Source organism: Exiguobacterium sp. s150, from assembly GCF_018618435.1.
In the GTDB taxonomy this organism is placed as follows: Bacteria; Bacillota; Bacilli; order Exiguobacteriales; family Exiguobacteriaceae; genus Exiguobacterium; species Exiguobacterium alkaliphilum.
Window position 1 is genome coordinate 102288 of the sequence record NZ_JACSMC010000004.1, and the last position, 23181, is coordinate 125468.

General features: G+C 55.5%; 22 protein-coding genes, 1 pseudogene and 1 riboswitch. Of the genes and pseudogenes, 16 read left to right on the top strand and 7 right to left on the bottom strand.

The genetic code is table 11. The annotated features are described in order from the left end of the window. Positions 1–106 precede the first annotated feature (106 nt). Together KNP76_RS04085 and KNP76_RS04090 are read left to right on the top strand one after the other, a co-directional pair. A complete protein-coding gene (locus KNP76_RS04085) occupies positions 107–937 on the top strand; it encodes a DegV family protein (protein WP_214842882.1) in 831 nt (276 codons plus the stop codon). Between the two features lie 121 nt (positions 938–1058). Further along, positions 1059–2741, top strand: a complete 1683-nt coding sequence (locus KNP76_RS04090; protein ID WP_214842884.1) for a GGDEF domain-containing protein — start codon at positions 1059–1061, stop codon at positions 2739–2741. Positions 2742–2788: 47 nt separating this feature from the next. Here KNP76_RS04090 and KNP76_RS04095 read toward each other — a convergent pair whose 3' ends face one another. After that, complete coding sequence (locus KNP76_RS04095) at positions 2789–3430, bottom strand: homing endonuclease associated repeat-containing protein (RefSeq protein WP_235193366.1); 642 nt, start codon at positions 3428–3430, stop codon at positions 2789–2791. 451 nt (positions 3431–3881) lie between these two features. On the opposite strand from KNP76_RS04095, the gene KNP76_RS04100 reads away from it, so the two are divergent. The 6 genes from KNP76_RS04100 to KNP76_RS04125 all read left to right on the top strand — a co-directional run bounded on the left by KNP76_RS04100 (position 3882) and on the right by KNP76_RS04125 (position 9376). Beyond that, positions 3882–4694: an undecaprenyl-diphosphate phosphatase gene (locus tag KNP76_RS04100; protein ID WP_214842886.1), complete on the top strand. Its 813-nt coding sequence runs from the start codon at positions 3882–3884 to the stop codon at positions 4692–4694. A 92-nt stretch (positions 4695–4786) separates the two neighbouring features. Beyond that, positions 4787–4929: riboswitch (FMN riboswitch) on the top strand. A gap of 152 nt (positions 4930–5081) precedes the next feature. Next, on the top strand, positions 5082–6164 hold the full coding sequence (gene ribD, locus KNP76_RS04105) for a bifunctional diaminohydroxyphosphoribosylaminopyrimidine deaminase/5-amino-6-(5-phosphoribosylamino)uracil reductase RibD (protein WP_214842888.1): 1083 nt from the start codon (positions 5082–5084) through the stop codon (positions 6162–6164). Further along, on the top strand, positions 6145–6786 hold the full coding sequence (ribE, locus tag KNP76_RS04110) for a riboflavin synthase (protein WP_034817888.1): 642 nt from the start codon (positions 6145–6147) through the stop codon (positions 6784–6786). Before ribD ends, ribE begins: the two co-directional genes overlap by 20 nt. Further along, positions 6786–7967, top strand: coding sequence for a 3,4-dihydroxy-2-butanone-4-phosphate synthase (ribB, locus tag KNP76_RS04115; protein ID WP_214842890.1), 1182 nt, complete (start codon positions 6786–6788; stop codon positions 7965–7967). The genes ribE and ribB overlap by 1 nt, the downstream gene beginning before the upstream one ends. Beyond that, positions 7967–8431, top strand: a complete 465-nt coding sequence (gene ribH / locus KNP76_RS04120) for a 6,7-dimethyl-8-ribityllumazine synthase (RefSeq protein ID WP_276514424.1) — start codon at positions 7967–7969, stop codon at positions 8429–8431. Before ribB ends, ribH begins: the two co-directional genes overlap by 1 nt. A gap of 129 nt (positions 8432–8560) precedes the next feature. Next, positions 8561–9376: a ZIP family metal transporter gene (locus KNP76_RS04125; protein ID WP_214842921.1), complete on the top strand. Its 816-nt coding sequence runs from the start codon at positions 8561–8563 to the stop codon at positions 9374–9376. 41 nt (positions 9377–9417) lie between these two features. Here the strand turns inward: KNP76_RS04125 and KNP76_RS04130 are convergent, their stop codons facing one another. Further along, positions 9418–9786, bottom strand: a complete 369-nt coding sequence (locus tag KNP76_RS04130; RefSeq protein WP_211780681.1) for an iron chaperone — start codon at positions 9784–9786, stop codon at positions 9418–9420. A gap of 53 nt (positions 9787–9839) precedes the next feature. Next, positions 9840–11384, bottom strand: a complete 1545-nt coding sequence (pruA, locus tag KNP76_RS04135; RefSeq protein ID WP_034804518.1) for an L-glutamate gamma-semialdehyde dehydrogenase — start codon at positions 11382–11384, stop codon at positions 9840–9842. Between the two features lie 170 nt (positions 11385–11554). On the opposite strand from pruA, the gene KNP76_RS04140 reads away from it, so the two are divergent. The 3 genes from KNP76_RS04140 to KNP76_RS04150 all read left to right on the top strand — a co-directional run bounded on the left by KNP76_RS04140 (position 11555) and on the right by KNP76_RS04150 (position 14396). Then, positions 11555–12358 (top strand): nuclear transport factor 2 family protein, encoded by an 804-nt coding sequence (locus KNP76_RS04140; protein WP_214842892.1) that lies wholly within the window; start codon positions 11555–11557, stop codon positions 12356–12358. A gap of 13 nt (positions 12359–12371) precedes the next feature. Continuing rightward, positions 12372–12809, top strand: a complete 438-nt coding sequence (bcp, locus tag KNP76_RS04145; RefSeq protein WP_081825801.1) for a thioredoxin-dependent thiol peroxidase — start codon at positions 12372–12374, stop codon at positions 12807–12809. Positions 12810–13034: 225 nt separating this feature from the next. Then, positions 13035–14396: an alanine/glycine:cation symporter family protein gene (locus KNP76_RS04150; protein ID WP_214842893.1), complete on the top strand. Its 1362-nt coding sequence runs from the start codon at positions 13035–13037 to the stop codon at positions 14394–14396. A 38-nt stretch (positions 14397–14434) separates the two neighbouring features. Here KNP76_RS04150 and KNP76_RS04155 read toward each other — a convergent pair whose 3' ends face one another. Beyond that, the gene (locus KNP76_RS04155; RefSeq protein ID WP_214842895.1) at positions 14435–16138 is read right to left on the bottom strand and encodes a methyl-accepting chemotaxis protein; all 1704 of its coding nucleotides are present in this window, start codon (positions 16136–16138) and stop codon (positions 14435–14437) included. Between the two features lie 216 nt (positions 16139–16354). Here KNP76_RS04155 and gatC point away from each other — a divergent pair, with 216 nt between their 5' ends. The 5 genes from gatC to rlmD all read left to right on the top strand — a co-directional run bounded on the left by gatC (position 16355) and on the right by rlmD (position 22055). Then, positions 16355–16645, top strand: a complete 291-nt coding sequence (gene gatC, locus KNP76_RS04160; RefSeq protein ID WP_024370560.1) for an Asp-tRNA(Asn)/Glu-tRNA(Gln) amidotransferase subunit GatC — start codon at positions 16355–16357, stop codon at positions 16643–16645. 10 nt (positions 16646–16655) lie between these two features. Further along, a complete protein-coding gene (gatA, locus tag KNP76_RS04165) occupies positions 16656–18098 on the top strand; it encodes an Asp-tRNA(Asn)/Glu-tRNA(Gln) amidotransferase subunit GatA (protein ID WP_214842897.1) in 1443 nt (480 codons plus the stop codon). A 12-nt stretch (positions 18099–18110) separates the two neighbouring features. Next, entirely contained in the window at positions 18111–19541 is a 1431-nt protein-coding gene (gatB, locus tag KNP76_RS04170; RefSeq protein ID WP_034817894.1) for an Asp-tRNA(Asn)/Glu-tRNA(Gln) amidotransferase subunit GatB, read from the top strand. After that, positions 19538–20602, top strand: coding sequence for a diacylglycerol kinase (locus tag KNP76_RS04175; protein WP_338032660.1), 1065 nt, complete (start codon positions 19538–19540; stop codon positions 20600–20602). Before gatB ends, KNP76_RS04175 begins: the two co-directional genes overlap by 4 nt. A 94-nt stretch (positions 20603–20696) precedes the next feature. Further along, positions 20697–22055 carry a 23S rRNA (uracil(1939)-C(5))-methyltransferase RlmD gene (gene rlmD, locus KNP76_RS04180; protein WP_214842899.1) on the top strand — a complete coding sequence of 453 codons (1359 nt, stop codon included), beginning with the start codon at positions 20697–20699 and terminating at the stop codon, positions 22053–22055. 96 nt (positions 22056–22151) lie between these two features. Here the strand turns inward: rlmD and KNP76_RS15790 are convergent, their stop codons facing one another. The 3 genes and pseudogenes from KNP76_RS15790 to KNP76_RS04190 form a co-directional block, all read right to left on the bottom strand. Next, the gene (locus KNP76_RS15790; protein WP_051690369.1) at positions 22152–22427 is read right to left on the bottom strand and encodes a hypothetical protein; all 276 of its coding nucleotides are present in this window, start codon (positions 22425–22427) and stop codon (positions 22152–22154) included. Beyond that, a pseudogene (locus tag KNP76_RS16020) lies at positions 22428–22637 on the bottom strand (Fic family protein); the annotation flags it as partial. 233 nt (positions 22638–22870) lie between these two features. Beyond that, entirely contained in the window at positions 22871–23059 is a 189-nt protein-coding gene (locus tag KNP76_RS04190; protein WP_024370554.1) for an antitoxin VbhA family protein, read from the bottom strand. Positions 23060–23181 lie beyond the last annotated feature (122 nt).

Consider the following 23181-nt stretch of genomic DNA (forward strand, 5'->3'; position numbering starts at 1 on the left):
AACATTTCACGAAAACGGGTACATTTTTCAAAAAATAGTGAAACCGCTTCAACTGTGATAAAATAATATTACCAGGTACTAATTTTTGTTTGGAGGAGAAACTACTATGAAGATTGCTTACATTACGGACAGCACGGTCGTCTTACCGGATTCGATTAAACACCACCCGGACATCCACATCGTCCCGCTTTACGTCGTCAAGGGGGACACGCCATATAAAGACGGCATCGAGGTCGACGCGGAGACGGTCTATGAATGGATTGACGCGGGTGAGCGCGTCTCGACGAGCCAGCCGGCGATCGGGGATTTCGTCACGATTTATGAAGAGTTGAAACAGACGTACGACATGGGGATTGCCATCCACTTGTCATCCGATTTGAGCGGTACGTACTCGGCATCGGTCCAAGGGGCGGAAATCGCCGAGTTCAAACTGCTCGCGATTGACTCACGCGCCGGCATCTATACGATGGGACTTTTGCTTGAGGAACTGATCGAGCGCGTCGAGCGCGGCGATGCGCTCGAAGACGTCGAGGCGTATATGAACGAGCGTGTCAAGGACGTACGCATCGAGTTGACGATTCAAAACTTGACGCAGATGCAAAAGGGCGGACGTATCTCGAAATCGAAAGCGCTCATCGGCAACATGCTCCAATTGAAGCCGGTGCTCCGTTTCGAGGACGGGTTGATCGTGCCGTATCAGACGGTGCGGACGTACAAGAAGGCGCAGGCCCATCTGTTCGAGGTCATCCGCGCCGCCATCGAGTCTGGCGAGTGCAAGGACGTCTCCATCTTCCACGGAAACGTGCCAGAGTTGGCCGAATCATGGAAGCAACAACTCGGGGACGACGTGCCGATTCGAATCGATACGCTCGCACCGCTCCTCGGTGCCCATACCGGGTCGGGCTCGATTGGCATCTCGTACTTGAAAGCGAAATAACGAGCGAACCGTGGCCTCGGCCACGGTTTTTTATTGTCACAACTTTCAAACTTCGGCTGGAATCTTCCACCAAAACCCTTCATACTGTAAACGAATGCTAAGTTGAAAGGGAGGAAAGACGATGCGATTTCGCAAATATCTCGTTCGCAGTTGGTTGTCGTGGTCGCTCGTCTTTACCGGGATCGCTTACGCCACGTGGCAGAACATGGGGGCGTTCGACTGGACGCTCTTCGGTTTCATATACACGCTCGGTGCCTTATTCGTCATGAACCCGCTCAAACGGCGCCATCTTCACTTCACGTTCCACGAGATGTTCGTCTTCATGACGTTTTTCTTGTATGGGCTCGTGCCGGCGCTCGTCATGGGTCAATTGTTGTTACTTACGTTCCAGGCACGCTCGTTCACGAAGAAGGTCGGCCGGCGTCGCTTCCTGCATTTTTATCCGCTCAATACACTGATCGAGGCGATGATTTTGCTCGTGCCGGGGCTCGTCTACTTACGGCTCGGCGGCGAGATTGGCGCATCGGTCCATCTGCTCGAGCAAGGGGTGGCGCTCCTCGCGTTCTTCGCGACGCTCTATCTCGTCCTCGGTTTCAGTTTCGTCTTGTCCCGTTTCTTGATTGGGGAACGAATCCCGCTGCCGATCATGTGGCGGCTGCTCCGCTTCGACTGGCTCGTCGTCTCGCTCGAACTACTGTTCACGATGGTCGCCATCGAGGCGTATCAGCTGTTCGGCTATGTCGGCTTGATGGGGACGTTCTTCGTCTTGTCGCTCTTGAAGATGAGTCTTTCGAAGGCGACGGAGACGGAAGAGACGCAGACGAAGATCGATCAAATCGAACGGTTGAAGGAACAGTTGTACCGCGTCGACAGCGAACCGCTCCTCATCGAGAAGTTTTGGAACGGGATTCGCGAGATCGTCGAGGTCGAGCGTGGCTGGATTCAAGTGAACCGGGAAGGGGTGCGCACGTTCTACGATATGACCGGGCGCGTCGACCACGGCATCCCGGACGCCTACACGCTCGAACGGCATCGGGACGCCTCCGAACCGTACTTCCTCTACGACTCGCTCCATGAATGGCACCCCGAGCTGTTGGCCCATCAGAGCGAGCTCCATCACTCGGCGCTCGGCATCCAGCCGGTGTATAGCCCGACGAACGCCGTCAGCTTCATGGTCTCGACGACGGCGAACGGGGCGTATGAAGAGGCGCTCGCCGTCGAGCTGCATCGTCTGTTGAAGACGCTGTCGTGGTCGCTCGAACGCATTGACGAGCGCGACCGGCTGCAACATGAGAGCCTGACCGACCCGCTCACCGGTCTTCCGAACCAACGGGCACTAAGGCGCTGGACGAAAGAACGGATGAACGATGTCGCCTCGTATCCGTTGTCGGTCTTCTTGATCGACCTCGACCATTTCAAATCGGTCAACGACACGTATGGACACGCGTTCGGCGACGAGGTGTTAATCGAAGCGGGGGCGCTGTTCACACGACTCGTCCGTGGCGGCGACCTCGTCACACGATATGGCGGGGAAGAGTTCGTCTTCGTGTTTCCGCGGATGAACGAGATGTCGGCCTTGTTAACGGCAGAAAAGATCCGTCAAGCGCTCAAGGCCCATCCGTTCGGCACGGAAGGGGTCCGGCTTCAAGTGACAGCGAGTATCGGCATCGAGACGATTCACGAGTTCGACGAGCTCGACACCGTCCTACGAAACGCCGACCGGGCGATGTATGTTGGGGCGAAGTTCAACGGACGCGACCGGGTCGCCCATTATCGGGACACGTCGACGGAACGAATTCAATAAGAAAAGGAGAATCCGCGATGGATTCTCCTTTTTGCATGAATGATGGATTATAATTTCGAACTAAATATTTCAGATTCGACCGCGTGGATGGCAGCCGACCAAGAACCGTAACGGTGTAAAATGGCTTTCGTCGAAGGTTTGTTGTTTCGTTTCGCCCATTCGCGATACGCCTCGAAGGAGAGGGAGAAGCCCATCTCGTGAATCGCTTCCCGGAGCGCGCCGGACAGTTCCGACTTCGAATAGGTGACACTCGCCTCAAGACCGGCTTCGGCGCAGGCGTCGTGCCATGACCCGAACGTCTTGACGATGTGGTAATGGCTCGGGGCCTTTGGATGAAGTTTCCGCCATTCCTGATACTTTTTCAATGTGATGATCGAGCCCATGTCACGCGAATAGAGCGCGAGCGTCTCGATGATGTCATCACGCGTATACTTCGGCATCTTATCCGGAAGATCGACGGTCGTCTCTCCGTGCCATTCGTAACCGGCGATGGCGAGCGCCTCGGCCCATGAGCCGAACTGACGGATAATCGACTCGGGGGACGGCCAGTTTTGTTCCATCGCGAAGCGGCGATAGACGGAGCGGCGCGGACGTTCCTTCAACAAGTCCCCGAGGAGGCGAATGCAGTGGATCATCCTCTGCTGTTCGGTGGACAGGTGATGGGATTTAGTGGATAGCGATTGACTCAATGATGGTTCCTCCTTCCATGGACTCATATCTGAACCGACAATGATGACGAAAAATGCTTCTACAATCATACTATCGGACAGTTTTTCGAAATCATAAGTGGATTTCGTAATTTCTTTGTAACGTTTTAACAGAAGACTAGGTCTAAAGTCAGGTTCAGAATTCGAAAAAAGGGTAACATTTCTATTACAAATTTAATAACAAATGGTTTTAATGTAAACAAAAAGTTTTATAAATGGGTAAAATGTAATAATTTGTACAAAAAAGTACCCAACTGGTCAATGGGGTCATCGCCTTTGCACCAGTTGAGTACCCTTCTATAGTAAATTTAATTTTCAGACTAATCAATAAAAGTTTTTAAAATATATGATTTTTTTCAAAGAGTGGTCAGTGTAAGATAGAGTCTGCTAAAATAGCCGCATTGAGTGAAAAAAGAAAAGAGGAACATTTAATATGACAATCTGGTTATTTTACTTATTGCTCGGTGTGATTCAAGGTTTCACCGAACCGATTCCGATTTCATCGAGCGGGCACTTGGTCATCTTCCAAGAGCTGCTCAACATTCAGTTGCCGGGGCTGTCGTTCGAGATTTTCGTTAACTTCGCCTCGCTCCTCGCCGTGTTGACGATTTATCGGAAAGACGTCGTCCGCCTCGTCGTCAGTCTTTGGACGTTCTTGTTTAAAAAAGATCGTAGCGACGACACGATGGTTGACGTCAAGTTCATCGGGCTGTTGCTCGTGGCGACGGTGCCGGCCGGCGTGCTCGGAGTCGTCTTCGGTGACTGGATCGGCGAGACGCTAAGCGGTGTCGCAACGGTCGGATACACGTTGATTATTACGGGCCTCGCCCTCTGGTTCATCCGCAACATGCGGGGAAGTAAGGGCGACGGCGGAATCACGCTCCGTGATGCCATCTTGATCGGGCTCGCCCAGGCGGCCGCGCTTATCCCGGGCATTAGCCGGTCGGGGGCGACGATCGTCATGGCGCTCCTTCTTGGGATCAAACAAGAGACGGCGCTTCGGTTCTCGTTCTTCATGTTCATCCCGGTCAGTCTCGGCACAATCGTGTTGGACGGACCGGAACTGTTCACGAACCCGGAGACGCGCGAGCTGTTCGGGCCGCTCATCGTAGCGTTCATCGCCTCATACATCTTGACGGCCGTGTCGCTTAAATGGTTCCAACACATCATGGCCAAGGGCGAGCTCAAGTACTTCTCGTTCTATTGCTGGGCGGTCGGGATTCTCGTCGTCCTCTTCTTGGCTTGATTTGAAGCGCTGTTCCTCGGAGTGGCGCTTTTTTTGCACTTTCCTCTTTGCTTTCCGTTCTTTTTTGCGCTAAAGTAAGGGCGTACAAACAAATATTCCTTCGGGGTCGGGTGAAAGTCCCAACCGGCGGTGATAGGCGAACGCCTTAAGTCCGTGACCCGGGCGCACGTGTGCGAACGGTGGATCTAGTGAGACTCTAGAGCCGACAGTATAGTCTGGATGGGAGAAGGAAAATCGACAGGTCCGCGCGACCTGTAGTTCGTCGTACGCTTTTCTGTAAAGAAAACGTTTATTTGGCTTGCCCAAATACGGCTGACACCTCCCACCGAGACCTTGAGGACATGTCCTTCAGGTCTTTTTTGTTTGTACGAAACAAGGAGGGAGATTATGAAACAGTACATGCAACATGCCATTCAATTGGCCAAGTGCGCGGACGGACAGACCGGGGTCAACCCGCTCGTCGGTGCCGTCGTCGTCAAAGACGACCGAATTGTCGGATTTGGTGCTCACTTGAAGGCAGGTGAGCCGCATGCCGAGGTACACGCAATCCAGATGGCCGGGGCGTCTGCGTATGGTTCAACCGTTTATGTCACGCTCGAGCCATGCTCGCATCACGGGAAGACGCCGCCGTGCGCAGACCTCTTAATCGAGTCGGGCGTTCGTCGTGTCGTCATCGCGATGGAAGATCCGAATCCGCTCGTCGCCGGTCGCGGGATTGCCCGGTTGAAGGCAGCGGGAATCGAAGTCGAGGTTGGCCTACTCGAGCGTGAGGCGCGAGCGCTCAATCCTGCATTCCTACGCTCGCTTGAGACGAAGCGCCCGTACGTCATCTTGAAGACGGCGACGAGCCTCGACGGGAAAGTCGCGCTTGAGACAGGTGAGAGCAAATGGGTAACTGGGACAGAAGCCCGACTCGACGTCCATGCGCTACGGGCGAACGTCGACGCGGTGTTGACCGGAATCGGGACCGTCATCGCGGACGACCCGGCGCTCACGGCGCGACTCGAGCGGCCGACCGAACAACCGCTGCGTGTCGTGTTAGACCGAGAGTTGAACGTGCCGCACGCGAGCCAGCTCGTCCGCACGGCGAACGAACTACCAGTGCTCGTCTATACGACGTCCGATGATGTGTCGAGACGTGAGGCACTCGAGTCGCGTGGTGTCGAACTGGCGGACTATACGACGCTCGAACGGGTGCTCGAGGAACTGTACGCCCGCGGCATCGGCCGTCTCCTCGTCGAGGCCGGTCCGACGCTCGTGACGTCGCTCTTAGACGGGGGATACATCGACGAGTGGGTCATGTATCAGTCCCCACGCGTCTTCGGTGGCAAGGCCGGGTTCTATCGCTCGAATCATGACGGACCGCTCGAGGCAATCGAACAATTTGACGTTCGTTCTGTCGAGACGATCGGCAACGATATCAAACTCGTCATGCGAAAGGGGGAGCCCGATGTTCACAGGAATCGTTGAAGAAATCGGTAGCGTCAAAGCGGTGAAACGGAACGGGCCATCGCTTAGGCTCACGCTCACGGGTGACATCGTCTTGCAGGACGTGAAACTCGGGGACAGCATCTCGGTCAACGGGATCTGTCTCACGGTGACGACGTTCGACGAGCGGACGTTCGCAGTCGACGTCATGCCCGAGACGCTCAAAGCGTCGAGCCTTGACGGCGTCCGCCCGGGGACACGTGTGAACTTGGAGCGGGCGATGCCGGCGAACGGACGATTCGGCGGACACTTCGTCTCCGGTCACGTCGACGGGGTCGGGCGCATCGTCAAGAAACGTCCGCTCGCGAACGCGGTGTACGTCGACATCAGCTGCGAGCCGTCGCTTCTCCGGTATATCGTCCCGAAAGGTTCGATCTCGGTCGATGGGACGAGTTTGACGGTGTTCGATGTGACGGAACGCGGCTTCACGCTCTCGCTCATCCCGCACACGTACAGTGAGACGGTGCTCGGGATGAAACAAGCCGGGGACACGGTCAATTTGGAATGTGACATGTTGGCAAAATATATGGAGAAGTTAGTGAATCAAAAACCGATGACGCTCGAATCGTTGGCGTCACAAGGATACGGAAAGGCGGGATGGTGATGTTTGACACGATTGAAGCAGCGATTGAAGACTTGAAGCAAGGTCGCCCAATTATCGTCGTCGATGATGAGGACCGAGAGAACGAGGGGGACTTCGTCGTCCTTGCCGACAAGATGACGGCCGAGACGATGAACTTCCTCATCACGGAAGGGAAAGGGCTCGTCTGCGCCTCGCTCGCTGAAGAAGTCGCCGTCCGGCTCGACTTAAAGCCGATGGTCGAAAACAGCACCGACCCGCATGGAACCGCCTTCACCGTCAGCGTCGACCACGTCGACTCGACGACGGGCATCTCGGCGAGTGAACGGGCCCACACGGTGCGCGAGCTCGCCAACATCAACGCCCGGCCCGTTGATTTCCAACGGCCGGGACACATCTTCCCGCTCATCGCGAAAAAAGGCGGCGTCTCGGTACGACGCGGACACACGGAGGCGTCGGTCGACTTGGCCCGCCTCGCCGGTAGTGAACCGGTCGCCGTCATCTGCGAAATCATCCGTGAAGACGGGGAGATGGCCCGGGTACCTGACCTTGAACTTGTGGCAAAAGCCCATGACTTGAAGTTCGTCACGATTGAGGCGCTCGTCCGCTATATGGAGACCGATCTCGTCACGCGCGAGGCGGACGTCACCCTCCCGACGGCCAAGGGCGGGTTTCGCTTGCTCGGGTATCGGAACGTCCTCGACCGAGAAGAACACGTCGCGCTCGTGAAAGACGGACTGAGCGACGTTCCGCTCGTGCGTATCCATTCGGAATGTCTGACCGGTGACGTGTTCGGGTCATACCGCTGCGACTGCGGACCGCAACTCGACACGGCACTCGCGAGAATCGAGGCCGAAGGCGGTGTCGTCTTATACATGCGCCAAGAAGGGCGCGGGATTGGGCTGTTGAATAAGCTAAAGGCGTATGAACTGCAAGAGCAAGGGCTTGATACAGTCGATGCGAACGTCGCGCTCGGCTTACACGCCGATTTACGCGATTACCGGGTGAGCGCGGCGATGCTCCGCGACCTCGGCGTCACGACCGTCCGGCTCATGACGAACAACCCGGAGAAAGTCGACGCGCTCGAAGCGTGTGGCATCACCGTCATGGAACGGGTGCCAATCATCGTTGGGGAACATGCGGCGAACGAGAAGTATCGGCTGACGAAACAACAAAAAATGAACCACTTTGGAGGAGAACAATGATGATGCATACATTTGAAGGAAACTTGGTTGGAAAAGGCTTGAAAGTCGGAATCGTCGTCGGACGGTTCAACGATCTGATCACGATGCGTCTCTTAGACGGGGCGAAAGATGCGCTCAAGCGCCATGGCGTCGAACAAGAGGACGTCGAGCTGGCATTCGTCCCGGGGGCGTTCGAGCTCCCGCTCGTCGCCAAGAAGATGGCGATGAGTAAGAAGTATGACGCGGTCATCACGCTCGGTGCCGTCATCCGTGGGGCGACGCCACACTTCGATTACGTCTGTAACGAGGCGGCGAAAGGAATCGCCCAGGCGAGCTATCAGTCGGAAGTGCCGGTCATCTTCGGCGTCTTGACGACCGAGACGATCGAGCAGGCGATTGAGCGGGCCGGAACGAAAGCCGGAAACAAAGGTTGGGAAGCGGCGACGTCGGCCATCGAGATGGCCAACTTGATGCGCGCCTTCTGAGGAAGGTTTAGGGAGGAAGAAAAAGGGGGGCGTCTCGCTCTCCTTTTTTGGTGGTGACGGGTTACGTTCGATCGAAGCGGTGGAAAAGGACAAGGAGCACACATGACGGAGAATACGGAGGCGGCAGCGATGGTCGAACGGTTCGTGTCTTTGAGCCCGGCGATGCAGGCATTAATCGGCACGTTATTCACATGGGGAATGACCGCGCTCGGGGCGGCGGTTGTCTTCACGACGAAGTCGATCAACCAGCGGCTGATGGACGGCATGCTCGGTTTTGCCGGTGGGGTGATGATTGCGGCTAGTTTCTGGTCGCTCCTGTCGCCTACGATCGAGATGGCGGGCGAGGGTGCCTGGCCGTCCTGGTTCCCGGCCACAGTCGGTTTCTTGTTAGGAGGACTCTTTTTGTGGGGTGTCGACAAGTTGCTGCCGCACCTACATCCGACGTCCTCGATGGATGAGGCGGAAGGGATCGAGCCAGAAAAACGGAAGCGCAGCACGTTGCTCGTCTTGGCGATCACCCTTCACAACATCCCGGAAGGATTAGCGATTGGGGTCGCGTTCGGCGCGGTCGCGGCTGACTTTCCTTCCGCTTCGTTGACCGGGGCCATCGCGCTCGCCATCGGGATTGGTATTCAAAACTTTCCAGAAGGGACAGCCGTCTCGTTGCCGTTACGGCGGGAAGGAATGTCACGGCGGAAAAGCTTCTTTTACGGACAGTTGTCGGCCGTCGTCGAACCGGTCGCCGCCTTGATTGGGGTATGGGCCGTCTACATGATGGAGCCGCTCTTGCCGTTCGCCTTGAGTTTTGCCGCTGGGGCGATGATTTTCGTCGTCGTCGAAGAAGTCGTCCCGGGGTCGCAAGAGAACGGGCATAAGGATTTGGCGGCGATGGCGTTGATGCTCGGGTTCGCCATCATGATGATACTAGACGTGGCGTTAGGATGAAAAAAGGCACGACGGTCGACGCCGTCGTGCCTGATCTTCGTTCACCGCCAAAATGAGGTGTGATCCGCCTTATCTTTTATGTTGAAGGCGATGATGTCGTGCAACAGCTCCTGATCGACGGCTTGGTCCCACTTGATGCGGAACAGCTGTTTCGTCTGCGTGTAGCCAGATTCCTTGATCCGGTCGGCGAACTGTTCGAGTGCGACCGCTTCCGGGGCGACCGCGAAATGGGCTTTGGCGACGCTGAACGCGATGATGAACGTCCCGTGGTCGGTGAACATCGGTTGGTTCCAGGCGATGCGCTCCTCGAGATGGGGGAACGTCTGGCGTATCCAGTCGAACACGTCGTCTAGCTTGGCGCGTCGCTCCGGGTCGTCAATCGTTGTTAAAAAGTCATCGAACGTTTCCATGAATAATCCTCCTTATAAAACAAGCCCGGCTCACGTTGAGCCGGACTTGAAGATTAAAACGTCTCAGACGTCGTTTTCGCTTGCATGTGGAGCTGGATGTAATCCGGTCCGCCTGCTTTCGAGTCTGTCCCTGACATGTTGAACCCGCCGAACGGCTGGTAGCCGACGATGGCGCCTGTGCAGCCACGGTTGAAGTACAAGTTCCCGACGTGGAAATTTTGACGCGCATACTCTTGGTTCGAGCGGTCACGTGTGAGGACGGCACCTGTCAAGCCGTACTCTGTGTTGTTGGCGATGTCGATCGCTTCTTTGAAGTCGCTCGCTTTCGTGAACGCAACGATCGGTCCGAAGATCTCTTCTTGCATGAGACGCGCTTTCGGCGCGACGTCCGCGACGACTGTCGGCTCGATGAAGTAGCCTGTCGAGTCATCGGCTTTCCCACCGGCGACGATGCGTCCTTCTTCTTTCGCGACGTCGAAGTACGACGTGATCTTCTTGAACGCGGCCGCATCGATGACCGGCCCCATGAAGTGTTCGTTCTTCTCTGTGTTTCCGACCGAGAGTTCGTTCGTCAACTCGACGACGCGGTCGAGAACCGTGTCATACACGCTGTCGACGATGACGGCACGTGAACAAGCCGAACATTTTTGTCCTGAGAAGCCGAACGCCGATTTGACGATCGACTGTGCTGCGAGCTCAAGGTCCGCTGACTCGTCGACGACGATCGTGTCTTTCCCGCCCATCTCGGCGATGACACGCTTGAGCCAGATTTGGCCGTCGTTCAATTTCGAGGCGCGCTCGTTGATGCGGAGGCCGACGTCGCGTGAACCTGTGAAGCTGATGAAGCGCGTCTTCGGATGGTCGACGAGATAGTCACCGACTTCAGCGCCCGGCCCTGGGATGAAGTTGAGGACACCTTTCGGCAGACCTGCCTCTTCCATGACCTCGACGAATTTCGCTGCGACGATCGGTGTCGTCGAAGCTGGCTTCAAGAGGATCGTGTTCCCGGCAACGATGGCCGCGACGGCCGTCCCTGCCATGATCGCGAACGGGAAGTTCCAAGGGCTGATGACGATCCCGACCCCGAGTGGGATGTAGTCATAGCGGTTGTATTCGCCCGGACGGCTCTCGACTTTTTTACCTGGTTTGAGTTCGAGCATTTGGCGCGCATAGTACTCCATGAAGTCAATCGCTTCCGCTGTGTCCGCGTCCGCCTCGTTCCATGGCTTGCCCGCTTCTTTCACGAGGTATGCCGAGAATTCATGTTTCCGTTTACGGACGATGTTCGCCGCTTTGAACAAGACGTCGGCACGGACAGCCGGGTCGACGTGGCGCCATGAGTCGAACGCTGTGAGCGCTTCTTGCATCGCACGCTCCGCGAGCTCTTGGTTCGCTTTCGAGACGTGTCCGATGACTTCCTCTTTGTTCGCCGGGTTGTAAGACGTGATTTTGCCTTCTGTCGTCACTTTCTCCCCACCGATGACGAGCGGATAGTCTTTCCCGAGTTCACCGTTCACTTTCTCGATTGCCGCTTGGATGGCCGCGGCGTTCTCTTTGTTTGTAAAGTCTGTGAATGGTTCATGTTTGTATGGAATCATTCTCGTTCCCCCTTAAAAGTGATTGTGTATTTAAGCGCTTACGTCTGTATTGTATCGAAAAATCAAGGGAAATCCTAGTGAAACAATTTTCCAGAAAAGCGTGTCGTTTTCGCTCAAAATCAAGTCATGGTAGGATGAGGACAAGAGAGGTAACGGGAAAGGATGATTGGATGAAGAAGTGGATCCTTCCGCTTGTGCTCGTCGTGATGCTCGGCGCGTGCGGCAACGGGGAAGAGCAACCGGCCGAAGAGGTGAAACGACCGCTCCCGGAAGCGGTCGAGACCGTCTATGCGGACTATCAGGAAGCGCTTCGACAAGGTGACGCCGAGGCGCTCGCGGCCCTCGATTATGCGGGCGAGTGGACCGATATCCCGGCGACCGGTGCCGTGACGCGTGAACTTTCCCCTGGGGACATCTATGAGAGTTGGGTGAACGAGGCCGGAGACGTGGCGTATCTCGTTCACGAGATGGAAGACGCGGACGGGAATGAACTGCCGAACCGGTTGGCGAAAGTCGCCATCAAAGACGGAGAGGACTGGAAGCTCGTCGTGACACCGGCCGTGCTCCCGATTGACGTCATCGGCGAGGTCGGCGAGTTGTTGACCGGCATCGAAGCGAACGAGTACGGGATCAACCCGGAAGCGAACGCCCGTCTCGCTGACGTACCGGAAGACGAGGCCGGCCCGATTTACGACCGTGTCAACGCGCAGACGGACTATGTCGCGCTCGAAGCGGACAATAACGTCTTCCTCCTGTTGTCGGAGACGCTTACCGTCCCGGAGAACCAGCAAGTGATGATCGACTATTTCGAGGCGTACGTGAACTGGTATGATGAACAGGAAGACGGGTTACGCGCGGCGGCCGCGACGGAAGACCCGGTCGAGTATTTGGAAGCGCTCGAGCCGCTCAAACAAAAACTAGAACAAGCCATCGACGGCTACGACGAACGACTCGTCGATCCGTCGTTCGGTTAAGGAGGAAACGATGATGTTAGCACCGACATTCACATTACCGAACCAAAACGGCGACATGATCTCGCTTGAACAGTACCGCGGCCAAAAGGTCGTCCTCTATTTCTACCCGAAAGATTCGACGCCGGGCTGCACGACCGAGGCGTGTGACTTCCGCGACGCGATGCCAAAACTGTCAGGCGCCGTCGTCATCGGCATCTCGGCCGACAGCCAGAAGAAGCATCAAAACTTCATCAACAAGCACGAGCTCCCGTTCGACCTGCTCGTCGACGCCGACCATGAAGTGTCGGAGCTTTACGGCGTCTGGCAACTAAAGAAGAACTACGGCAAAGAGTACTACGGCATCGTCCGTTCGACGTTCCTCATCAATGAGGACGGCTATATCGAACAGGAGTGGCGGAGCGTCAAAGTGAACGGGCACGTCGACGAAGTCGTAGCGGCCGTCACGTCATAAGTTTGAATCGGTCTCCTAAAAAGGAGGCCGTTTTTTTGTAGATATCGTTTACAATTTGATGTCAATCTCCTGTGATGGATGTCCACGTATACGAACGTCTCAGCCCGTTTGTGACAAGTTGTTTACACGAGAAGGAGGGGATTTTGCGCCAGGACGAACTTGACGTGTATGTGAATCTTCTGAAAAATGGGAAGGGCAACGGTACGACATAGGGGGAACGGACAGATGACACAATTTGAAAACTGGTTAACGGCGTTATCGGACCTTGTCTGGGGTCCACACTTACTTATTTTATTGATTGGGACGGGAATCTTCTTGACCGTCCGACTCGGCTTCATCCAAGTGACGCGACTCGGGTTCGGCTTGAGAGAGGCGTTCATCCCGAAAGCGAAAGCTGAACAGAAGAAGCAACGCGGGGACATCACCCATTTCCAGGCACTCATGACCGCGCTCGCCGCGACGGTCGGGACCGGGAACATGGTCGGGGTCGCGACGGCGGTCGTCCTCGGTGGGCCGGGCGCCATCGTCTGGATGTGGCTATCCGGCTTTATCGGGATGGCGACGAAATACGCGGAGGGCATCCTTGCCGTCAAATATCGCGTCGTCGATGAGCGGGGCGAGATTGCCGGTGGCCCGATGTATTATTTGGAGCACGGCTTGAAGAAACGTTGGCTCGGCATGACGTTCGCCTTGTTCGCGGCCATCGCCGCGTTCGGGATTGGCAACGGCGTCCAGACGAACTCGATTAGCCTCGCGCTCAACACGTCGTTCGGCGTCCCGATGATTGTGACCGGGCTCACGCTCATGGTGTTGACGGCGTTCGTCATCCTCGGTGGCGTGAAGTCGATCGGGAAAGTCGTCGGCGTGTTCGTGCCGGTCATGATTTTCGCCTACGTCGGCGGTGGTCTCACCATTCTCGTCATGAACTTCGAGTTGATTCCGTCGGCGTTCGCGACCATCTTCGCGAGCACGTTCAGCGCTGAAGCGATCGGCGGCGGGGCGCTTGGGGCCGCGATTCGATACGGTGTCGCGCGCGGCGTGTTCTCGAACGAGGCCGGACTCGGTTCGGCACCGATTGCTGCCGCGGCCGCAAAGACTGATTTCCCGGGACGACAGGCGCTCGTCTCGATGACGCAAGTGTTGATCGATACGCTCATCGTCTGTTCGATCACGGGCTTGACGATCGTCATGAGCGGGCAATACGCGAGCGGTCTGCAAGGCATCGAGTTGACGCAAGCGTCGTTCGCGTATTTCCTCGGACCGGTCGGCGAGCTGATCGTCACCATCTCGCTCGTCTTCTTCGCCTTCTCGACAGTGATCGGCTGGTGCTACTACGGGGAACGATCGATTTATTACTTGTTCGGCGAGCGGTCGATCGTGCCGTATCGTGTCCTATACATCGTTGTCGCCGGACTCGGCGCCATGACGACGAATTTGAACCTCATCTGGGCCATCTCGGACGTGTTCAACGGGTTGATGGCAATCCCGAACTTGATCGGGTTATTGTTCTTGTCCGGCGTCGTCGTCGCAGAGACGAAACGGTTCGAGTTGGAACGACAGAAAGAGTTGCGGAAGTCCATCGCTTAATCAAAATGGAAGCCTCCTTCACAGGAAGCTTCCATTTTTTATACTTTGAATTGGCTAATCAGTTCGTTCAACTCGTCCATCTTTTGTTGCGACATCTCGGTGGCACGGTTCAACTCCCCGAACCGGTCGACCGAGAGCGTCACTTTCTCAGCAATCTCTTGCGTGCCGAGCGCGCCGTTGTTCACTGTGACGGCGACATCTTGGATGACAGAAATCATATTCGACGTCAACTGTTCGAGCTCGGTCGCGGCGTCGGCGAACTCGGAAGCGGTCGTCTCGAACCGTCCCGCGTCCGCGCTGTACTGTTCGGCCGCCTCTTCGAGTTGGTCGTAGTCTTTGACGACGTTCGTGTCGAGGAAGGTAAGCATCTCGCTCGACGTCTCGTTCAGATGGTCTACCGACTGGAGCACGGTCGCTGAGATGCCTTGGATCCGTTCGACGGTCGAGCGGCTCGTCTCGGCGAGCTTTCGAATCTCGTCGGCGACGACGGCGAATCCGCGGCCCGCTTCACCGGCACGCGCGGCTTCGATTGAGGCGTTCAAAGACAACAGGTTCGTCTGGGCGGCGATGTCTAGAATGTCGTTCGTGAGCGTCGCAATCTCGCGGACCGCCTTCGCGTCTTGCATCGCCCGCTCTAATCGTTGTCGGGTCGAATCGAGGACGTGGAGAGCGGACGATTTCGCTTCGACGGCATGGCCACGAAGGGCGACGGCCCGGGCATCGACCCGTTTCGCCTCGTCTTTTCGTTCGGCGGCCATCGAGACGATGTGTTGGAGCGTCCGTTCCATGTCGGAAGCCGAAGCGTTCATTTCCTGGGCGCTCGCGGCCGTCTGTTGCATGCCGGCCGTCAAGTCCTCGGTCGTCGCGGCCGTCGTCGTCATATACGTGTCGAGCGCTTTTAGCTCTTCATACGTGTTGGCCGACTGTGCGGCGACACCGCGAGACACGTCGTTCACTTGCAGGATGAGTTGACGCAAGTTGGCGATGAATTGGTTGAAGTCGCGTGCGAGCCCCGAAAACTCGTCTCGGCGCTTCACCGGAATTGCCGTCGTCAAATCGCCTTCGCTCGTCGCGAGTTCCCGCATCTTTACTTTGAACTCGTTGAGCGGTTCGAAGATGGAGCGGAAGATGAACAGCATCATGAGCACGGTGAAAATGGCAGCGGCGGCTAGGATGACGATGAGCGTGAGCTGTACTTGTTCAAACAGCGCCTCGCCTTGTTCCGTGTCGGAGATGATGGCGTCACGGTTCAAGTTGACGAGAAGGCCGAGCGTGTTCGACAGCGCATCCGCACTCGGCGTCGCCGTGTCGCGGATATAAGCCTCGGCCTCAGATTGGCCTTCCTCGTTTGAGATGCGCAATAGTTCCGTGATGTTCGTTTGAAACGTCGTCCACTGCGTCTCGGCCTGATCGAACAGTTCTTGGTCAGCTTGTGTGATGATCGTCGATTCATAGCCGCTCATCCGTTGCTTTAAAATCGTGACGCCCGTCTCGACGTCGCGCTCGACGTTCTGTTTCGTCACTTCGTCCTCGACGAGAGCGTGTCGAATCAGATGGCGCCGTATCTCGAGCAACTGTTTGTCGACTTGATGAATCTGGTCCATGCCTGGCACCCACGACACGGTCATATCTTCTTGTGCGGCCTTCGAGGCGTTCAACGCGTATAGGGCGTATCCGCTCACGCCGAGCAACAAGATGAGCAAGACGGTGAACGCGGCAATCAGTTTGTTCCGGATTGACATAATGATCCTCCCTGTCATTCAGTCTTCTCTCTAAGCATAAGGACAATCCGCCGACGACCGAATAGCTATTTTTGGAAACGAGTCAATGTTCGGGTCGGATTCCCCATGTTTGTAAAAAAACGTGTCGCTTTCGAGCGGATTGGATTTTCTTTTTTGTCTTATGAAATAGTGGTATGATAAGGAACGATGTATGAAACCATGTTGGAGGTGTGAAGATTGACTCGAATCACAGAAGATGAAGTACGGCACGTCGCCGGACTCGCCCGCCTTGCGATCACAGATGACGAGGTGACGCACTTCACGGAGCAATTGACAAAAATCCTCGAGTTCGCGGAGCAACTCGATGAACTCGATACAACGGGCGTCATCCCGACGACCCATGCCCTAGATTTGAAAAACGTACTACGCAAAGACGAGGTCCGCCCGTCGCTTCCACGCGAGGAAGTCGAACGGATGGCACCTGATTGGGAAAACGGCCAAGTCCGCGTCCCAGCCGTCTTTGAATAAGGAGGCCCCTATGAGTTTATTCGACCACGGTGTAGCGAAGCTACATACCTTATTAAAAGAAGGCGAGGTCTCGGTGACGGACCTCGTCAAAGAGTCGTTCGATCAAATCGAGCGCACAGATGAGAAAGTCGGTGCGTTCTTGACGCTCAACGAAGATGCGTTCGAGCAGGCGAAACGGATGGACGACCTCGCGAAGACAGCGGACAATCCGCTCTTCGGATTGCCGATCGGCGTCAAAGACAACATCGTCACGAAAGGGACACGCACGACGTGTGCCTCGAAGTTCCTCGAGAACTTCGTACCGGCCCATGACGCGACGGTCGTCGAGCGTCTGCATGACGCCGGTGCCGTCACGATCGGGAAGCTCAACATGGACGAGTTCGCGATGGGCTCGTCAAACGAGAACTCGGCATTCAAAGTCGTTCGCAACCCATGGGACACAACCCGCGTACCAGGTGGTTCGTCAGGCGGTTCGGCGGCGACGGTCGCAGCCGGCCAAGTGCTGTTTAGCCTCGGCTCGGATACGGGTGGATCGATTCGTCAACCGGCCGCGTATTGCGGTGTCGTCGGCATGAAGCCGACGTACGGCCTCGTCTCACGTTACGGTCTCGTCGCGTTCGCCTCGTCACTCGACCAAATCGGTCCGCTCACACGCAGCGTCGAAGATAACGCCTACTTGTTGAACGCGATTGCCGGACATTGCGAGATGGACTCGACGTCATCGACGGTCGACCTCCCAGACTACACGAAGTCGCTTCACGGCGATATCAAAGGCTTGAAGCTCGCTTTGCCTAAAGAATTCATGGCAGAAGGTGTCTCGGACGGTGTCCGTAAACAAATCGAGGAAGCAATCGAGACGCTCAAGTCGCTCGGCGCGACGGTCGAGACGGTCTCGCTCCCGACGGTGAAATATGCGCTCCCGACGTACTACTTGCTCGCTTCGTCTGAAGCATCTTCGAACCTCGCCCGCTTCGACGGCATCCGTTACGGCCGACGCGCCGAGGCCGACGCGCTCGAAGAAGTGTTCACGTACTCGCGTGAGCAAGGGTTCGGCGAAGAAGTGAAACGTCGCATCATGCTCGGAACGTACGCCTTGAGCTCTGGGTATTACGATGCCTTCTACAAGAAGTCGCAACAAGTCCGAACGCTCATGAAGCAAGACTTTGAAAAAGTGTTCGCGAAGTACGACGCCATCATCGGGCCGACTGCTCCGACGATTGCGTTCAAACTCGGCGACCAGCTCGAAGACCCGCTCACGATGTACGCTAACGATATTATGACGATCCCCGTCAACTTGGCGGGCGTCCCGGCTATCTCGGTCCCAGCCGGTCTGTCAGAAGGACTCCCGGTCGGTCTTCAAATCATCGGGAACCATTACAGTGAACCAACACTCTACCGCGTGGCCCATGCTTTCGAACAAGCAAACGGCGGTTTCAAAATGCCACAGCTTTAAGGAGGACGTACGATGAACTTTGAAACGATCATCGGGATCGAGGTGCACGCCGAGCTGAGCACGAAGTCGAAGATTTGGTGTGGCTGCTCGCGCACGTACGGTGCCGAAACGAATACACAGACGTGTCCGATTTGTCTCGGACACCCGGGCGTCTTGCCTAAATTGAACGAAGAGGCGGTCAACCTTGCCATCAAGGCCGCGATGGCACTCAACTGTGAAGTCGCGACCGATACGAAATTCGACCGGAAGAACTACTTCTATCCGGACACGCCGAAAGCGTACCAAATCTCGCAGTTCGACCAGCCGATCGGCTTCAACGGTCACGTCGACGTCGAAGTCGACGGCGAGATGAAACGGTTCCGCATCGAGCGGGTCCACCTCGAAGAAGATGCGGGGAAGATGAACCACACGGGTGAGAAGCATTCGGTCGTCGACTTCAACCGGACCGGCTCACCGCTCATCGAGATCGTCAGTGAGGCCGACATGCGCTCACCGAAAGACGCCGTCGCGTACCTCGAGCGCTTGAAAGAAGTGCTCTCGTTCGCGGGCGTCTCGGACGTCAAGATGGAAGAAGGGTCGCTTCGTTGCGACTGTAACATCTCGGTCCGTCCGTTCGGTCAAGAACCGTTCGGGACGAAGACGGAACTCAAAAACTTGAACTCGTTCTCGAACGTGTTGAAGGCGCTCGAGTATGAAGAAGACCGTCATCGCAAACTCCTTATCACGGGTGGCGTCATGCGTCAAGAGACGCTTCGTTTCGACGAGGCGGCGAAGAAGACGATTCTCATGCGTGTCAAAGAAGGCGCGGCCGACTATCGCTACTTCCCAGAGCCGGACCTCGTCCGTCTCGAGATTGACGAGGCGTGGAAAGATCGCATCCGGGCGACACTTCCGGAACTGCCGGCGGCCCGTCGCGAACGCTACATGAGCAATTACGGCTTGTCGGCGTATGACGCGAAGGCGCTCACGTCGACGCGTGAGTTCTCGGACTTCTTCGAAGCGACGACGGCGGCCGGTGCCGAGCCAAAAGCCGCGGCGAACTGGCTCATGGGTGAAGTGCTCGGCCACTTGAACAAGTCGGACGAGACGATCGAGACGATGAAACTCACACCGGGCGCGCTCGCAGAGTTGATTCGTTTGATTGGAGACGGTACAATTTCTTCGAAGATCGCCAAGCGTGTGTTCACGGCCATGATGGAAGAAGGCGCCGAACCGAAAGCGTATGTGGAAGCGAACGGCCTCGCCCAAATCTCGGACGAGAACTTGCTTCGCGGCTACATCCTTGAGTTGTTCGAGGCGCATCCGCAAATGATTGAAGACTTTAAGAACGGGAAAGACCGGGCGAAAGGCTTCATCATCGGGCAAATCATGAAACAGACGAAAGGGATGGCGAACCCGGCACTCCTCGATGGCTTGTTCCACGAAGAGATTGCCAAACGCTGACGAAGCGGCGAGGCACTTGTGTCTCGCTTTTCGCTCGATATGAGCAAAGGGAGAGGAAGAGTATGCAACGGAAACGTGCGCGGGTCATCTATAACCCGACATCAGGAAAAGAAGTGATCAAACGGGAGCTCCCGTACATCTTGAACCGCTTAGAGGATGCGGGTTATGAGACGTCGACGTACGCGACGAAAGCGATTGGTGACGCGACGCAGGAAGCCGTCCGGGCCGCTGCGGCCGAGTTCGATTTGATTATCGCGGCCGGCGGGGACGGGACGCTGAACGAAGTCATCTCGGGCCTTGCACCGCTCGAGACACGTCCAACGATCGGGCTCATTCCGGTCGGCACGACGAACGACTTCGCCCGTGCGATGCGTATTCCTTTGAGTGTCGTCGGGGCGCTCGACGTCATCTGCGACGGCTTCGAGATGCCGGTCGACCTCGGTGAGATTGAAGGCGAGAAGGGTGACATCCACTACTTCATCAATATCGCCGGCGGCGGCATCATGACCGAGCTGTCATACGAAGTGCCGTCGAAGTTGAAGACGGCGCTCGGCCAGCTCGCGTATTACGTCAAAGGGATGGAGAAGCTACCGCTCATCAAACCGACGTATATCGAACTCGAGCACGACGAAGGCACGTTCAGCGGCGAGGTGATGATTTTCCTCACGTCGAACTCGAACTCGGTCGGTGGTTTCGAGAAGATTTCACCACACGCGTCGCTGAACGACGGCTTGTTCGACTTGTTCATCTTACGTAAATGTAACTTGTTCGAGTTCATCCATGTCGTCCGCTTGCTCTTACGGGGCGAGCACTTGACGAGTCCGCTCGTCGAGCACTTCAAGACGAGCCACGTCCGGATGAAGACGACGGAGCCGATGAGTCTCAACATCGACGGCGAGTATGGCGGGGAGTGTACCGGTGAGATGCGGAACTTGTTCCGTCACTTGACGGTGCTCGCGCCGAACGCGCGCATTCGCGAGATGGAAGAGCTGAACGCCCAATATGAGCGCGAACAGATGATTAAACAGCTGTTCAACGTGTCAATCGAGAAAGCAGAATGAGTCGGCTCGGCGTGGCGCACACGTCGAGCTTTTCGTTCGCCTCGAACGGGTAACGGTATATACAGGAATTTTTGAATCGAGAAAGGAGAGGCACATGCTACCAGTTAAAAAGAATGACCGTCTTGACGTCACCATCCACGACCTGACCCATGAAGGGGCTGGCGTGGCGCGCGTCGACGGCTACACGTTATTCGTCCCGAACGCGCTCCCAGGCGAGACGGTCGAGATCGTCGTGACGAAGACGAACAAACAGTACGGGTTCGCCCGCTTGATCGATGTGAAACAAGCGAGCGCGGATCGCGTCGAGCCGCCGTGCCCAATCTTTTATCAATGCGGGGGCTGTCAGCTCCAACATTTCAGCTATGACGGTCAGCTCCGTCAAAAACGGGACCGCGTCGTCGATGTGCTGAAGCGACTCGGCCAGTTCGACGTGCCGGTCCACGAGACGATTGGCATGCCGGAACCGTGGCGTTACCGCAACAAGGCGCAAGTGCCGTTCAAGCAAGAAGGAGAACGTTTAGTCGCCGGCTTCTATCGCCCACGTTCGCACGACATCGTCGAGATGAAGGAGTGCCTCATCCAAGACGAGCGCAATGATGAAGCGGTCCAAGTCGTCCGTGACGTATTGGAAGCACACGGCGTCCCGGCCTATGACGAGAAGACCGGACGCGGTGTCATCCGTCACGTCATGGCCCGGTACGGATACCATTCAGGCGAGTTGATGATCGTCCTCATCACGAAGACGTCGAAAATCAAAGGTGTCAACGAGATCGTCGCCGACATCGTGAAGCGTCTCCCGGACGTGACGTCGATCATACAAAACGTCAACCCGGACAAGACGAACGTCATCTTAGGGTCGACGAATAAGTTGCTCTATGGCCATGAGACGATTGAGGACAAGATCGGTGGCCTGACGTTCACGATTTCTCCGCACTCGTTCTTCCAAGTCAACCCGGTCCAGACGGAGAAGCTGTATGGCAAGGCGCTCGAATACGCGCAACTCACCGGGACGGAACAAGTCGTCGACGCCTATTGCGGCATCGGGACGATCAGTCTGTTCCTCGCCCGGAAAGCGGCGCACGTGTACGGTGTCGAAGTCGTGCCGGAAGCGATTGAAGACGCGAAACAGAACGCGCTCGTCAATGAGATTGATAACGTGACGTACGCGTGCGGCGCGGCAGAAGACGTGTTGCCGAAATGGAAGAAAGACGGGATTAATCCGGACGTCATCGTCGTCGACCCGCCGCGTAAAGGCTGTGCTGAGTCATTCCTCGAGACGATGGTCGAGATGGCACCGAAGCGAATCGTCTACGTGTCGTGTAACGTCGCGACGCAAGCGCGCGATATGCGTTATCTCGCGGATCGCGGTTACAAATTAGTCGAAGTCACACCGGTCGACATGTTCCCGCATACGGCGCATGTGGAGACCGTGGCGTGGATGGAAAAAGTATAATAAAAACCCTTAGCTTTTCCGTTTTCATACGGTTCAGCTAAGGGCTATTTTATTGCCTTAATAATTAAAGCGCCTTTATAATCTTTGGGCTAGAACTCACGATTCATCGTAGTCTGTAGAGAACGGCTTCTCTTCATAGTTAGAAACGTTGTACGATCCAATTGTGCGATATTTTTCGGGAGAGGAATCGTTCTTTGCCAACTTGTTAGAGACATCAGTGGCCAAAGCGTCATTTATAATTCTGTGTAAATAGCTCGGGTCTGGAGCTTCGTTGATGGCAGCCATGACAAGTGCATTTCTAAGGTAACCGGCATTATTGGAAAGCAGTTCTGCATTAAAAGGCAAATTATGATGTTGAGCAAAAAGTTTCATAAAAACAGAAACAGTGCGGGTGTTCCCTTCACGGAAAGGATGGACCCGCCACAAGTCTGTCATTAGCTTAGCGAAATAGACAGGGAGGCGTATATTTTTATGCTCCCATTTGATTTCTTGTTGCCAATCAAAAATAGACTCTAAATTTGTTCGAATATGCTTAGAATCACGATAGTTATCATTCTTTGCAACAACTCCATCGACATCTATTTAATGAACTGTATGAGTGGGCCGGTGAATTTCGTTCAATCAATATTTATAAACATGAGCGAATTTTGGACGGTTTGTCTGTGATCTATCGAAATCCACTTCCGAAATGAATGACTCTACTTCTAATATGTTTGCAATGATGAGCTGTGCTTCAACAGTAATCAGTTGTTGTTCGTCAGTAATCCCAAGCTTATTTATAAGCACACTCGTGTTGGGGTATACGTAAGGATCCATTAGGATTGACGTGCTTTCGTGTACTTCTCCATAATGGCTTGCTTAAACTGGGCTGAAGTGATTTCGCCATCTTCATATCGCTCCAGCAATTTTTGTGTAAAAGGACTTGGTTTTCCCCCATCGATTGCGGCCATACCAACTGCAAATTTTACTTGTTTTTGACGTTCGATATATGAGTTCTGATCCATTTTTTTCACCCTTTTCACTTCGATTAACTTATTATTGACACTCCCACGGCTAAAGCCGCAAGCTCACCCTTCGGGATGAGTGGGATTCTGAAGTGCTTGTGCGAGCGCAGTCCATTTCTGTT

What these genes read in the sequence shown, in the direction of transcription:
- KNP76_RS04085 (WP_214842882.1), top strand. Translation starts at nt 107, where the DNA reads ATGAAGATTGCTTACATTACGGACAGCACGGTCGTCTTACCGGATTCG.
- KNP76_RS04090 (WP_214842884.1), top strand. Translation starts at nt 1,059, where the DNA reads ATGCGATTTCGCAAATATCTCGTTCGCAGTTGGTTGTCGTGGTCGCTC.
- KNP76_RS04100 (WP_214842886.1), top strand. Translation starts at nt 3,882, where the DNA reads ATGACAATCTGGTTATTTTACTTATTGCTCGGTGTGATTCAAGGTTTC.
- ribD (WP_214842888.1), top strand. Translation starts at nt 5,082, where the DNA reads ATGAAACAGTACATGCAACATGCCATTCAATTGGCCAAGTGCGCGGAC.
- ribE (WP_034817888.1), top strand. Translation starts at nt 6,145, where the DNA reads ATGTTCACAGGAATCGTTGAAGAAATCGGTAGCGTCAAAGCGGTGAAA.
- ribB (WP_214842890.1), top strand. Translation starts at nt 6,786, where the DNA reads ATGTTTGACACGATTGAAGCAGCGATTGAAGACTTGAAGCAAGGTCGC.
- ribH (WP_276514424.1), top strand. Translation starts at nt 7,967, where the DNA reads ATGATGCATACATTTGAAGGAAACTTGGTTGGAAAAGGCTTGAAAGTC.
- KNP76_RS04125 (WP_214842921.1), top strand. Translation starts at nt 8,561, where the DNA reads ATGGTCGAACGGTTCGTGTCTTTGAGCCCGGCGATGCAGGCATTAATC.
- KNP76_RS04130 (WP_211780681.1), bottom strand. Translation starts at nt 9,786, where the DNA reads ATGGAAACGTTCGATGACTTTTTAACAACGATTGACGACCCGGAGCGA.
- pruA (WP_034804518.1), bottom strand. Translation starts at nt 11,384, where the DNA reads ATGATTCCATACAAACATGAACCATTCACAGACTTTACAAACAAAGAG.
- KNP76_RS04140 (WP_214842892.1), top strand. Translation starts at nt 11,555, where the DNA reads ATGAAGAAGTGGATCCTTCCGCTTGTGCTCGTCGTGATGCTCGGCGCG.
- bcp (WP_081825801.1), top strand. Translation starts at nt 12,372, where the DNA reads ATGTTAGCACCGACATTCACATTACCGAACCAAAACGGCGACATGATC.
- KNP76_RS04150 (WP_214842893.1), top strand. Translation starts at nt 13,035, where the DNA reads ATGACACAATTTGAAAACTGGTTAACGGCGTTATCGGACCTTGTCTGG.
- KNP76_RS04155 (WP_214842895.1), bottom strand. Translation starts at nt 16,138, where the DNA reads ATGTCAATCCGGAACAAACTGATTGCCGCGTTCACCGTCTTGCTCATC.
- gatA (WP_214842897.1), top strand. Translation starts at nt 16,656, where the DNA reads ATGAGTTTATTCGACCACGGTGTAGCGAAGCTACATACCTTATTAAAA.
- gatB (WP_034817894.1), top strand. Translation starts at nt 18,111, where the DNA reads ATGAACTTTGAAACGATCATCGGGATCGAGGTGCACGCCGAGCTGAGC.
- rlmD (WP_214842899.1), top strand. Translation starts at nt 20,697, where the DNA reads ATGCTACCAGTTAAAAAGAATGACCGTCTTGACGTCACCATCCACGAC.
- KNP76_RS15790 (WP_051690369.1), bottom strand. Translation starts at nt 22,427, where the DNA reads ATGAAACTTTTTGCTCAACATCATAATTTGCCTTTTAATGCAGAACTG.
- KNP76_RS04190 (WP_024370554.1), bottom strand. Translation starts at nt 23,059, where the DNA reads ATGGATCAGAACTCATATATCGAACGTCAAAAACAAGTAAAATTTGCA.